Origin of the sequence: Niallia sp. FSL W8-0177, assembly GCF_038006285.1 — a bacterium.
Taxonomy (GTDB): Bacteria; Bacillota; Bacilli; order Bacillales; family Cytobacillaceae; genus Niallia; species Niallia circulans_A.
In genome coordinates this window covers 3814331-3827710 of the sequence record NZ_JBBOUX010000001.1, presented here as the reverse complement: position 1 = coordinate 3827710, position 13380 = coordinate 3814331, and the positions used below count along the sequence as shown (strand labels likewise).

Annotated in this window: 8 protein-coding genes; 2 read left to right on the top strand and 6 right to left on the bottom strand. The window is 36.1% G+C overall.

What is annotated here, in order from left to right; translation table 11 throughout:
• Positions 1 to 52: 52 nt before the first annotated feature.
• Positions 53 to 487, bottom strand: a complete 435-nt coding sequence (locus NST77_RS18600) for a YwpF family protein (RefSeq protein WP_095329604.1) — start codon at positions 485 to 487, stop codon at positions 53 to 55.
• A gap of 512 nt (positions 488 to 999) precedes the next feature.
• On the opposite strand from NST77_RS18600, the gene NST77_RS18595 reads away from it, so the two are divergent.
• Positions 1000 to 4794, top strand: coding sequence for a S8 family serine peptidase (locus NST77_RS18595; RefSeq protein ID WP_204259900.1), 3795 nt, complete (start codon positions 1000 to 1002; stop codon positions 4792 to 4794).
• A 157-nt stretch (positions 4795 to 4951) separates the two neighbouring features.
• Here the strand turns inward: NST77_RS18595 and NST77_RS18590 are convergent, their stop codons facing one another.
• Entirely contained in the window at positions 4952 to 7798 is a 2847-nt protein-coding gene (locus tag NST77_RS18590; protein ID WP_341123397.1) for a DEAD/DEAH box helicase, read from the bottom strand.
• Positions 7785 to 9398 (bottom strand): SWIM zinc finger family protein, encoded by a 1614-nt coding sequence (locus tag NST77_RS18585; protein ID WP_341123396.1) that lies wholly within the window; start codon positions 9396 to 9398, stop codon positions 7785 to 7787. The genes NST77_RS18590 and NST77_RS18585 overlap by 14 nt, the downstream gene beginning before the upstream one ends.
• A gap of 269 nt (positions 9399 to 9667) precedes the next feature.
• Between NST77_RS18585 and NST77_RS18580 the strand changes: the two genes are divergently transcribed.
• Positions 9668 to 9805 (top strand): hypothetical protein, encoded by a 138-nt coding sequence (locus NST77_RS18580; protein WP_249877553.1) that lies wholly within the window; start codon positions 9668 to 9670, stop codon positions 9803 to 9805.
• Between the two features lie 137 nt (positions 9806 to 9942).
• Here NST77_RS18580 and NST77_RS18575 read toward each other — a convergent pair whose 3' ends face one another.
• The 3 genes from NST77_RS18575 to NST77_RS18565 all read right to left on the bottom strand — a co-directional run bounded on the left by NST77_RS18575 (position 9943) and on the right by NST77_RS18565 (position 13208).
• Entirely contained in the window at positions 9943 to 11271 is a 1329-nt protein-coding gene (locus NST77_RS18575; RefSeq protein WP_163187485.1) for a LysM peptidoglycan-binding domain-containing protein, read from the bottom strand.
• A 321-nt stretch (positions 11272 to 11592) separates the two neighbouring features.
• Positions 11593 to 12465, bottom strand: a complete 873-nt coding sequence (locus tag NST77_RS18570) for a helix-turn-helix domain-containing protein (RefSeq protein ID WP_163187482.1) — start codon at positions 12463 to 12465, stop codon at positions 11593 to 11595.
• A 359-nt stretch (positions 12466 to 12824) separates the two neighbouring features.
• Positions 12825 to 13208: a thiol-disulfide oxidoreductase DCC family protein gene (locus tag NST77_RS18565; RefSeq protein WP_171510159.1), complete on the bottom strand. Its 384-nt coding sequence runs from the start codon at positions 13206 to 13208 to the stop codon at positions 12825 to 12827.
• Positions 13209 to 13380 lie beyond the last annotated feature (172 nt).

Below are 13380 nucleotides of genomic sequence, written 5' to 3'. Positions count from 1 at the left end.
TGTTCAGAATCTCAAGGTTATTTTGGACCTTGAGATTCGTCTATTCTATAACCTACAACTTCTTCTCCAAAAACGTTTGTGGTTTACTTTGCATCAGCTCAGTAAATTTATTCGATAGCTTTTTCCCTTCATAGCCTTCTTCGATTAGATATTGGAGCAATAGCTCTGCATAGTCTTTTCTGTCTCTTTTTAATGTTCCTTCTAATAGAATGCTTGCTTTATCGCCAAAATTTTGGATAGAAAGAATGGTTACTTCAAAAGGAGCGGGATCATTTTCTTTTTTTGAAATAACAGCTTGAACAAGCAACTCTTCCTTCTTCTGAAATGCTTCATCAAGAAAAGCAATAGCAGCTAATTCTGTATAAACTTCAATTAGCCAATGATTAAAATCATCTTCTTTATTTATAATCAATCCATCAATCAATTTAATCGGTATTAGCTTTTCCTTCGTCAGGATCTGTAAGGAAATTAATTTAAACGTTTTCACAATAATCCCTCCCCAGGCAAATTCTTCATTTCTTTTATTATACCTTACCTTCATGAATTATCTAAGCTCTCGAATGCTCTGATTGAAAAATAAGTGAATATAATTTTATTTCGTATAGTACAAAAATATTTTCCCTGCTCCATCTGAAAACAATCTCTTTAAAAATTATATTAATAAAAGTTTGTTCCATATTGTTCACTATTTATTCGACCATTCTTTCTGAAATGAAAGTGTTTTATCATTTTGCTAACATTTCCTTCTTAAAAGTAGCTTCTATTACAGCTGTACCACTATTTTCTATAAGGTGATTATATCCTGAAATTGGCAGAAAAGCAGAATAACGTCAACTCTTGCCGAAAAAAGAATAAAAATGCGATATTAACTGACTAAATTACTAGCATATCAAGCAAGAGACAGTACTTTCGTCCCTTAAAAAATATAAGAATATTATGATATTTTTATATAGTTCGATATATTCCGAAAATAAAGAAGGATTAGAGGGGAGTTTTAACGTGAAACTTAGAAAAGTATTTTTTCTAGTTATTATGCTCTTTATGCTATTTTCCAATAGTGTATTGGCAGCAACTGTACCTGATAAGGAAATAAGTAAAAAAGGAGAAGAAAACAAGCAAAATATCCAAACCATAAAGGCGGACGAGCTAGAGACTGCTTATAAAAAAACCGATACGGTCCGGGTAGTGGTAGAGATGAACACGGAGCCGACGGTGCAATATGCTCAAGCACAGGCAAAGCAAGTAAAAGAATTGCCTAAATCAACAAAAGAAAAATTAAAGAGTGAGAAGTTAGCAGAGCAGAAAACAGTAAAAGAAAAAGTAAAAGCAAAAAAAGTAAAATTTAAGGAATTAGAGAATTTCACCACTATTTTTAATGGTTTTAGTGGAGAAATGAAGTACGGGGATATTGAAAAAATCGAAGAACTTCCAGAGGTAGCAAAAGTACATATTGCCACAGCTTATGAAAGACCAGAAGAAGAAGCAGACATGATATATAGTAAAGAACTTGTACAAGCTCAAGATGCTTGGCGAGATTATGGTTTTAAAGGGGAAGGAATGATTGTTGGTGTAATTGATACCGGCATTGACCCGAATCATAAGGACATGGTGCTTTCTGATGAAACAGAAGAGGAATTAAGCAAAGCAGAAATTGCCCAATTTAAAAAGGAAAATGGGCTGCAAGGCAAATTTTATAGCGAAAAGGTTCCATACGGATATAACTATATGGATGAAAATGATATTATCCAAGATATCGCTGAAGGGGCAAGCATGCATGGGATGCACGTCGCAGGTACTGTTGGTGCAAATGGCGATGAAGACAATAATGGGATTAAAGGAGTTGCGCCAGAGGCACAGCTTTTAGCCTTAAAGGTTTTCGGAAATGATCCAACTGTTTCTACTACTTGGGGAGATATTTATATTAAAGCTATTGATGATGCGATCGTATTAGGTGCAGATGTCCTTAACATGAGTTTAGGATCTCCAGCAGGCTTTGTTGCGGCTGATGCACCAGAGCAGCAAGCTGTAGAGCGTGCTGTGGAAAATGGAATAATGATGTCTATTTCGGCTGGAAACTCCGCCCACTTTGGAAATGGCTTTGCCAATCCATCTAGCTCTAATCCTGATATTGGCGTATCTGGTTCACCAGGTGTCGCCTATGATAGTTTACAAGTTGCGTCTATTGAAAATAGTTTTATAGATATTGATGCACTTTCCTATCAATATGATGGTCAAACGGAACAAGCTGGATTCCTGTCAGCAAGCAGTGTTCATCCGAATTCAGTTGCGGAAAAAACATTTAAAATTGTTTATGCTGGATTAGGAACACCAGAGGAATTAGCCGCAGTTGATGTGCAGGATAACTATGCGCTCATCCAAAGAGGCGAAATCGGCTTCGTGGATAAAGCAATCAATGCACAGAAGGCAGGGGCAGCTGGTGTAATTATTTATAATAATACAGATGGCTTTGTTAGCATGGCAACAGATGCAAGCATTAAGATTCCTCAACTATTCTTATTAAAAACAGATGGGGATAAATTAGCAGCAGCTCTTCAAAGTGGTGAAAATATCTCGATTACATTTGATGGCAAAAAAATAACTTCCGCTAATCCAGAAGCAGGAAAAATGAGTAGCTTTTCCTCATGGGGCCTAACGAATAACTTAGATTTTAAACCAGAAATCACAGCGCCAGGCGGCCAAATCTATTCTACTTTAGAAAATAATCAATATGGGATGAAGAGTGGAACGTCGATGGCAGCCCCACATGTTTCAGGAGGTTCTGCCCTCGTATTAGAACGTGTAGATAATGAATTCGATGTATCAGGCTTTGATCGAGTAAACATTGCCAAAAATCTTTTAATGAACACTGCTAAACCGGTGACAGATATTGGAACAGTAAACAGTGCATTTGACTGGGAAGTACCATATTCTCCACGCCGTCAAGGAGCTGGATTAATGCAGCTGCATGCAGCGTTACAATCACCTGTAATTGTAACGGAGAAGAAGACGAAAGAAGGGAAAGTAGCCTTAAAAGAAGTAGGAAACACCTTTACTTTTACTCTAGAAGCGAAAAATTATAGTGATAAGAAGGTTAAGTATGATGTGGCTGCAAATATTCAAACAGACTTTGCGGCTTACGGAGAGCTAGGCTATACTGCTGACCTATTAGAAGCACAGAAGATTTTGGATGCAAAGATAAAAGTAAATGATAAGGATGAAACAACGATCAGCATTCCTGCCAATAAAAGCAAAAAAATTAAAGTATCTGTTGATTTAACAAATGCAAAAGTAATTGATCCTTCTCAAACAGGCAGTTGGGAAACGCCTGTAGCGATTGATCGCGTATTTGAAAACGGCTATTTTGTGGAAGGGTATGTAACATTAACAGATCCACAGGAAAAAAATGCAACATTAACCGTGCCATATGTTGGCTTTAAAGGTGACTGGAACAAAGCCCCAATTTTAGATGGGATGAAATATGATGAAACATCTTTCTATGGTATGGCTGGAGCGGTGACAAAAGAAGGAGAAGACTTCCTATACCTTGGATATGATCCGATTACAAGTAAGTTTATAAAAGAAGGAATTGCTATTTCTCCAAATAATGATGGAGTCCAAGAAGAAATTATTCCGATTCTATCATTTTTAAGAAATGCAAAGAAAGTTCAATTCTCCATTGTTGATAGTAAGGGAAAAACCGTAAGAACATTACGTACACAAGAAGAAATTAGAAAGAATTTCTATGATGGCGGCAAAGGAACAAAATATGTTCTTGATTCCAATTGGGCTTGGGATGGAAAAGTGAATGGAAAGCTAGTGGAAGGGCAATATTTCTACCGCGTTAGTGCAACTCTTGACTATAAAGGTGCAAAGCCACAGATAGTAGATATTCCAGTTATTGTTGATACAGTAAGTCCAACAGTTGAAGTGGATTTAGCAGAAGGTAATAAAGTATTGGAAATTGCTGCATCTGATGATGAAAATGGCTCTGGCATCTCTTATTTAGATATTTTAGTAGATGGAAAATCGGTTGTAACTACTCCAGTCAGCGGTGAAACAACTGAATTTACTTTGCCGAATGAAGTAAAAAAAGGTACATCTGTAACAGTTGTTGCATATGATTATGCTGGCAATAAACAGGAAGCAAATGTGGTTGCAGAAGAAGAGAAGAAGGATACAACAATTCCTGTAATCTCTTTAACGACTCCAGAAGCTTTAGAGGTGTATGGAGAAAAGGAAGTAGCGTTTAGTGGAACAATCAAGGATGATTCGGACCTTAAAGAATTTACGATTGGCGGACAAAAAGTAGATGCTGATTATAATAAGGAGAAAGAAGAATATACCTTTAATACAGTTATTCCTTATGAAAATGGCGTGCATTCTGTTGAAATCAAAGCAACAGACAGTGCTGATAATACAGCAGTCTTTAAGCGAAGCTTTATCGTTGATGCAGAGGCGCCCGTCATCTCTTTCAAAGGGCTTTCTGGCAATCGAATTGTAAATAGCAATGGCAAAAATCCAACTGTGCATGTAACAGTAAAGGATAATTTTGATGATATTCAATTAGCTCTAAATGGGAGTGAGCTTTATTATCAGACATTTAAAGAGCCGTATGCTATGAGAAGTCTAGAAAAAACAGTCAAGAAAGTGGAATTAGACTTAGAAAATGGCTTAAATGAATTTGAATTCACAGCAACCGATTTAGCTGGCCATAAAACAACGAAAACTGTTTATTTCTATAAGATGACTAAACAAGAAAAACGAAAAGATATTAAAGTTCCAGAGGATAAATAAACAAACAGATCTATAAAAGAAGACGAGTAACGGGTTGGGACATAAATAGTTCAATCAAAGATAAACCCCGCCAAGGATACCGAGTAAATTGTATCCTTGGTGGGGTTTTTATTCATGTCTTCTGTCATTATCCATTTGGGTGTGCTCTGCTTGCATCCTATAAGGCTGCTGGGTTTTCATTCAATGACACCAAATCCTTTAATTCATCTGTTGTTAACTCTGTCATCCAATTTTCGTTTTGGATAATTTGGTCATTTAGTGATTGTTTCTTTTCCAGCATCGCATCAATTTTTTCCTCTAATGTTCCTGTACAAATAAGCTTATGAACATGAACAAAACGAGTCTGGCCAATGCGGTATGCGCGATCTGTCGCCTGATTTTCTACAGCAGGATTCCACCAGCGATCATAATGAATAACATGGTTGGCAGCTGTTAAATTTAATCCTGTTCCCCCAGCTTTTAAGGAAAGGAGGAAAATCGGAAATTCTCCAGCTTGAAATTGCTCAATTAAGCGATCACGTTGTTGCTTGGACATACTACCATTTAAGAATGGAACATCGATGCTGAACTTTTTCTTCATCATTTCCTGAATCATATGTCCCATTTCAATATATTGTGTGAAAATAAGGCAGCTTTCACCTCTCTCTATAATGGTATCGGTCAGTTCTGCCAATTTCTCCATTTTTACTGATCGATCAATTAGGCTAGTAGGTGCTTGCTCTTTTAAATAAAGGGCAGGATGATTGCAGAGCTGCTTCAATTTGCTTAACATCTGCAAGACAAGGCCTTTCCGCTCAAATCCAGAGAGCTGTTCAATTTGGACAAATGTATCGGTAACTAATTGTTCATATAAGGCAGCCTGCTCCGTTGTTAAAGGACAATATTCCTTTTGCTCCAGTTTATCAGGGAGATTTAAGGCAACCTCTTCATCCTTTTTCGTTCTTCTTAACAAGAATGGACGAATAAGTGTCTGCAATTGCTGGATTTGTTCGGTTTTATTTTCCTTTTCAATCGGAATGACAAAGCGCTTTTGAAATTGTCCGAGACTACCTAAATAACCGTGATTGGTAAAATCAAAAATAGACCAAAGCTCATTGAGACGATTTTCCATCGGTGTTCCAGAGAGTGCAATATAATGTGCTCCCTTTAATTTTCTCACAGCTCTTGATTGCTTTGTCTGCGCATTCTTGATATTTTGTGCTTCATCAATTGCAATGGTACTCCATGTGAGCTCTTCGAAGTTTTGCTTATCGATATGTGTTAATCCATAAGAGGTTAAGACTACATCTGATTCGTGTGCTCTTTTAGAAAAGGCCTCATCCTTTAAGCGATTAGCTCCATAATGGAGATATACATTTAAATCAGGTGCGAATCGCTCTAACTCTTTTTGCCAGTTGCCGAGGACAGAAGTAGGACAAATGATAAGAGCAGGAGTCGTTAGTTCCGCTTCTATTTCTTTCACTTTTAATAAATAAGAAATAAGCTGAACTGTTTTTCCTAGTCCCATATCGTCTGCTAAAATGGCGCCAAAACCATACTTTCTTAAGAAGAGAAGCCAGCTCATTCCAAGTACTTGATATGCACGCAAATCGCCTAAAAAGCTGTGCGGAACGTCTTCTAATGGTAGATTCTTTACTTCTTTTAATTGATGAATCATCGTTCGCCATTGTCTATTTAGTTCGATTTGGATTTTGGCAAATGTTTTCGGATTCTCTAGCTCATCATTCTGCTGTTCTTCTGCTTGCATTAACTCTTGTTCAATAATATCGCGGACATGTAAACCTTCTTTTTCAGCTTTTTTCATTAAATCTTGAATTTGGCGAATAAAAGCAGGATCTAATTTAATCCAACTGCCTTTAATAAAGACAAGGCGGCGTTTTTCCTCCACTAATTTATTGAATTCATCTTCAGAGAGGGTGACGCCATTCATAGAAAAGCGCCAATTATAGTCCAGCATTGCCTGCAGGCCGACAAAGGATGGACGATGACTTGCACTCGAAACCTTTGCTTTCACTTTCAAATTGGCTGACTTCATTGCTTGCCACCAAGAAGGAAGAAGAATATCCACTCCAAGGGCAAGGAATGTTTCACTAGCTTCTGATAAGAAAAGCCAAGCTTCTTCTTCTGTTAATTGATTGGTTATCCCGCTTTTTCCTTTTAACCATGGGAAAAGCAGGAGCCAGCGCTGTTGTTCCTCCTCTATATAGGAGGTATAGTTTAACCACTTCTTCGGCATATTACTTTCATCATGTATATCCACAACGAGATCAGGATTTTCCTTTGAACGTAAAAATAAGTCCAAATCCCAAGTTGTATCGATTTCAGTTGGTTCTTCCAGACGGATTCCTAATGTGAATGGATAGTCTGTTTCTTTTAACCCCATCCATTCCTGCCATTTATCTTCAGTGAAATAAGCAGCCAGCTGCTCGGATGGAATATTTGCATTCTTTAATGTTTGGATTTGTTCATGGAAATTTTGTTTTGTCTCTTGATGGTCTTCTAAATAATGATTGAGCGAATGCTGGAACCACTGCTGGATAAAATCTCTATTTGTTTGACCTGCCAACTCATCGTGAAGTTCCATTTCCCAAAAGCTCGGATCGAATTCGTCCATGACACGATTGGGAAGGGACCATTGGAAATTCCCAGCCTCCCATTGGCTGAAATCCGGTATCCATTCTTTATGTTTAATAGCTTCCAAAATACTTGGAGCAGCAGCCAGACAAACCTGTGCAGTATCATTCCAATCCCAATCTACATAACGATTGAACCCTTCAGTAGCAAGCAAAGTCACCAACTGCCAGCCACTTAATAATACGCCTTCTATTTCATCAATTGTTACAGTATCTAGGATAGTTCCATAATAGCTCTCTTGATGCTGCTGAAAAAGAAGTTTTTTCCAATAATTAGGATATAGATAACGATTCTCTATTTCTCCTGTTAAAAAAAATCCTCTATTGTCATAGTAATGAACATTTATTTTTAGATAGTTAGTTTTCAGCATGGATTAACTTTCCCTTTCTACATTCTTCATGAAAGGCTCTTAATCGTTTCGTACGTTCTAAGATAACCAATAAGAATTGCTCGAATTCGGTTTGTTTTTTCAGCTTTTTATAAAGGGTACGCAGTTTTTTTAATTGGCGGACAGCGATTCGATAATGCTCTCTATTTTTCCCTTCGATATGTTCTTGAATCGAACGATGATATAAGGAAAGCAATAATGATTGATCATATTCCTGCAGCGTTTTTATTTGTTCTTTGTGAAGATGATCTAGTCCATATCCCATCATGGTAAACAGATCCATCCATTTATCAAATTGTTTCTTCTCATACAGAAAATCCTCGTATTTGCGGTAGCTATATGGAAGTGTATGAATATAGGCTTTTTCAAGCAAGTCTTCTTTATTCATAGCTAGGCAGTAAGGAAGAATTGATCGGATTGCCATCTGTGTAAATTCGTAGCAATAATCGTCATCATCATCTGTACATATATAATTTTTCAGCTCTTGAATAAATGCTGGTATATATAAATCCATTCTTTTCCAAGCTTTGCGACTCGATAAATAATCAATCCAATAAAGCATGTACGAGGTCACTTGTGTATCGAGTGATTGAATGATTTTAAGGGCATTCTCATCCTTTTGAAGTAGGATTTCAAGATGAATGATGGCAATTTTTTCGGAAAAGCTTGGCTTGCTGCTCGCTGATAATTGTGCCAATTCATCCTGTCTCCATCTTTTCGTGGCAAAAAGATCTGTCCACATTAAGCGATAAAGCTGAATACATTCAAATGCTAATATTGGCTGGATGGTAAGAATGGTTCTAATATCACCCTTTAGACTAATTAAAAAATTATCAAACGCAAATGGAAAGGTAAAGTTCGATAATTTATAGAGGTTATCCTCGATGCTATTCATTAAATCATGAAAAAGATGTCGATAATAGCGATTGATTGTTTGTGTATTATGATCTAATTTTTTACTAAGTATTAATAATTGCTTGAAAGTAAATACATGGGCGATGACTAAATACAGGAGCTTCCACTCTGTTTGGAGAGGAGTAGCTGCTTTTATTTTTCGTATATAAATATAATACGTTTCTGCAATCATATATGGTTTAGTATGATTCGTCTCTATAAGGGATTGAAAGCTCTTTTCAAATGTTTCAATCCAATCTGTATAATTTGGCTCTTTGTCTTCTTTTTCCTTTAGTAAATCACTTGCTCGCATAATACCGAGATTTTTTAACATTTCTGCATTCTCAATGGGTTTACGCCAATTTTCCAACCAAGTGGACACTTTCCCAACTTGTGCGAGTAAATAGAAAAATAGAGCGAGCTGATGGCGACAAAATCCTTCAGCGTGACAAGTACAAGAGCTCTGTTGAACATAATCCAAATCTAAAGTGGCCCTTACAGGCGTCACATCTTGGATCATTCCCGTCACCAATTCATTGGAGAACTTGACCTGATAGACAAAGCTTTGTCTGTACAGAAGAAGTCCCTTTTCCACAATTTTTTTCATTTGGGGATCATTTGCATCCAATAAATCCATTAAGTTTTCTGCACAAAAATTCACTGGCTCCAAATACTTTTCTAGAAGCATAATGTATCCCTCCCATATTTGTAAATCGATTAATTTTGCTTAAAGATGTGCTCTAAAATGTAGAGGCACCAAAAAAGTCCATTCTTTAATTATAACGCTTTTTGAATGGAGATGGTAGGGGACAGAAGAAGAGAAGTAAGAGAGCGCAATTGGATTACTAGTTTTGAAGTAATGAATATAGGGAATGAAGAGAAAATATAGGCAGTTTGGTAAAAGTTTGGCGCAGAATGGTGCGAAATTGCAAATGTATTAGCAAAATGGAAGAATAATTGTGCCAAGGTAAGGGGTTATCAGCCAAACCGGGGAGGAAATCAGCCAAAGAAAGGGATATATCAGCCAAACTGGGGAGGAAATCAGCCAAAGTAGAGATATATCAGCCAAACTGGGGAGGAAATCAGCCAAAGTAGGGGATATATCAGCCAAACTGGGGAGGAAATCAGCCAAAGTAGGGGATATATCAGCCAAACTGGGGAGGAAATGAACTAACCCGAAAGCAAACAAAAAGACTGCCTGCTAAATAGACAGTCCTTTCTACTATTATCTTTTAATATAAACGTTTGAAACTATCAAAATGCTCTTTATAGTATGAGTTATCTAAACTTGTAACACGAACGCCGCTTGAGTCCGCGTGAATAAATTCATTGTTGCCAATATAAATACCCAAGTGAGAGATACCTTGTTTGTAGGTATTTTTAAAATAGACAATATCTCCAACAGCTGGCACATCTACATAATAGCTGCGGTCATAGTAGCCTTCAGCAGAATAACGTCCAATAGATTTACCGCTTTGATTTAACACATAGTAAACAAATCCGCTGCAATCAAACCCTGCAGTAGTTGAGCCTGCCCAAACATATGGAATGCCAACTAAACTTTTAGAGACAGAAACGACTTTGGAAGCATAGGATTGTCCATTGTTTCCGTTAGAAATAAGGGTCGGTTTACTGGAAGAAGAATTAGAATTACCAGTGTTAGTTACTTTTTCAGAGGCAGTAACCTTCAATTTTTGTCCTGGGAAAATCAAATCAGATTTTAGATTATTTAATTGCTTTAGTTGGCTTACAGACATTTTATAATTAGAGGCAATTTTACTTAAACTATCTCCGCTTACAACCGTATAAGTTCCTGTAGAAGCTGCCGTATTTTCCTTTACAGCTGTATTGCTGTTATTTCCAGAATTACTAGATGGGTTGGAATTAGAATTTCCAGTGTCAGTTGCCTTTTCAGAGGCAGTAACCTTCAACTTTTGTCCTGGGAAAATCAAATCAGATTTTAGGTTATTTAATTGCTTTAGTTGGCTTACAGACATTTTATACGAAGAGGCAATGTTACTTAAAGTATCTCCGCTTTTAATCGTATAAGTTCCTGTAGAAGCAGTTGTATTTTCCTTTACAGCTGTGTTGCTGTTACTGCTAGAACTTCCAGAATTACTAGATGGGTTGGAATTAGAATTTCCAGGTTTGGAAACATATAAAATATCACCAGGATAAATAAGCGAAGAGGATAGATTGTTCCATTGCTGTAACTCTCCTAAAGATATAGCATGCTTATTTGCTATTTTAATAAGAGAATCCCCTGAAACGACTTTATATGTTTTGGCACTTGAGCTTGTCTTTGTAGAAGATTTACTAGCTTTAGTTGTATCGCTGCTAGATTTTGAATCATCGCCAATAGATAATTTTTGATTGATCAAAATAAGGTCTGATGAAAGATTATTTTGCGACTTTAAGTCATTAACAGTCGTATTGAATTTCTTCGCAATCTGTCCTAAAGTATCCCCCTTTTTTACTACATAAGTACTAGCGGAGGCGTTCGCTGCGAAAGTGGTTGACAGAATAGCGGTAGTTGCCAATACTGTGACTTTCTTCTTCATTTTTTATCACTCACTCCTAATGATTAAACTATGGTATATCTATCTTACCATAACCTATCAGACTATTGACCTTTTATTTTAATTAAATAGATAGAGTTTTACGAAAATAGGTAATTATTCATAGAATCTTATCGTTAGGACATTAGTTATTGGGAGTGAAAACTAATTTTATAAACAGGTGCAAACTAACTAGGTATATATGCGGGCAGCAGATGGAAAATGATCATATCCCGCTTAAGAAAATAATAGAAAAAAGATACCCGCAACTATTTCTCGATTCGTAAGAGAGAATAGTTGGAAGACATCTTTATAATACATATATTATGTTTGCCAGCTGCGGATTTTTCCTTCGATATAATCAGTATAACGATGATCTTTTACTAATTGAAAAATCATGAGTGCATCTTGCATATAAGGAATAGCTAGATCAAAATTCTTTTGTAATTCATAGTTATATCCGATATGATAGTGAAAGTGAGCCAGCAAATAAAGGTTATCCTGTTGGATCGCCCAATCGATACCTTCCTTACAATAGGTAATGGATGCATCGTACCTTGATTGATCTGTTAAGGATTTTGCAACATTAAAATATAATCTGCTTTTAATCGTATCATCCTGTAAATAGGGTAGTTGGTTGATCGCTTTAAAGGCTTGTTCATAAATGGTCAAAGAATCATCAATAAATCCTTCTTCATAGTGGAAGATTCCTTTGCTAATAAAGATTTCTATTTCTCTTTCTGTGAAAACAGTGTCAAAGGTAAGTTTAATTGCTTCATTAATAATCTTTACTGCTCGATTAAAATCACGGTCGATTTCAAATACATAAATCGCCTTATGCCAAAGCAACAATTGATAGTTTTTTTTATGGTGCGTAAATAAAGGATTTTTTTCTTCTGCTTTTACAATCTGTTTTATTGTGTGATAATCAGTATTTCTTCTAGCTGCTTTTAGTTGCCGAAAAGTTTCTTCCACATAATCTAGTCTAGGGGTCGTACCAATATCGAAGAAGTAATTTACGTCTACTCCCAATCGTTTCGATATAAGATAAAGAGTAGAGGACAATGGAAGTACTTCTCCTTTTTCAATCTTGCTTATTTGCGCTTGTGTACAAATATTGTGAGAAAGTTCCTTTTGTGATAGTCCCATTTGCTTTCGTAATTCCTTGATTTTTTCCCCAACCGCTGAAAAATCCAATTGCTTCACTCCTACATAGAAAAGCTCACCTTTTTAAATGATATTCCTAAAGTTATATTTTCGAAGGTTTTTTGTGAAAAAACAGTACTAAATGCCTTAAAATGGCGAAATACACTTAAAAATCAAGAATTCATCTATCTTTATAATATGATTTAATTGTTTTTACCGCAATATATTAAGAATATTTTTGCTATTTTTAGAAGTGCCCACCTACGCCTTCTGATTATTCGCATAATAAAACTTAATTGAGCATTTTTAATAGAAATTTTAAGATTTCTATTAAACCCCAATATCTGTTTTACGAGTAGTCCTTTTATCTCCAATTTTCTGCCGTTTTCTGATGAGAAAGCGGTCTTTTTTTATTCGAAAAAACGCTTTTTCATTTCTTCTGTTGGGAGCATACAGGAATCTTGTTTGCCAAACCATTTATAACGATTTCTAGCAATAATTCGATAAAGAGGGTCTCTGATGAAAGGCGGGATTACTTTAAAAATAGCTAGAAGCTTCCATCCACCTGTAAGATGGCTGCAAATTTCTAAAGCAGCATTCGATTCTAAATAGTATTTATCATCTTTCAATAGGATGACACTATCAACCTCAGATAAATGATATTTCTTCAATAGATCTTTGCCCGTTTCGCTCTGTAAGGAAGCAAAGGAAAATTGGTTAACTGGATCTCTTTTAATAATAAACTGCACACTTTTGTTGCATAAATTACAAACTCCATCAAATAACACAATCATCTATATCCCCCCTTAGCCTGTATTTTAGCAAATGATGAAACAAAAGTATGTTAAAAACGATTTGTAACTTTTTCAATTGGTTTTCGTAATAAAGTTATTATTTTGTCAGAAAGGTAATAATATACAGGATGCAGGAAAGAAGAAATAAAAAAAATGACCATTTTGTATGTAA

Bases quoted from the DNA above. Each gene is read 5' to 3' on its own strand.
- NST77_RS18565 (WP_171510159.1), bottom strand. From the start codon at position 13,208: ATGATTGTGTTATTTGATGGAGTTTGTAATTTATGCAACAAAAGTGTG.
- NST77_RS18575 (WP_163187485.1), bottom strand. From the start codon at position 11,271: ATGAAGAAGAAAGTCACAGTATTGGCAACTACCGCTATTCTGTCAACC.
- NST77_RS18590 (WP_341123397.1), bottom strand. From the start codon at position 7,798: ATGCTGAAAACTAACTATCTAAAAATAAATGTTCATTACTATGACAAT.
- NST77_RS18585 (WP_341123396.1), bottom strand. From the start codon at position 9,398: ATGCTTCTAGAAAAGTATTTGGAGCCAGTGAATTTTTGTGCAGAAAAC.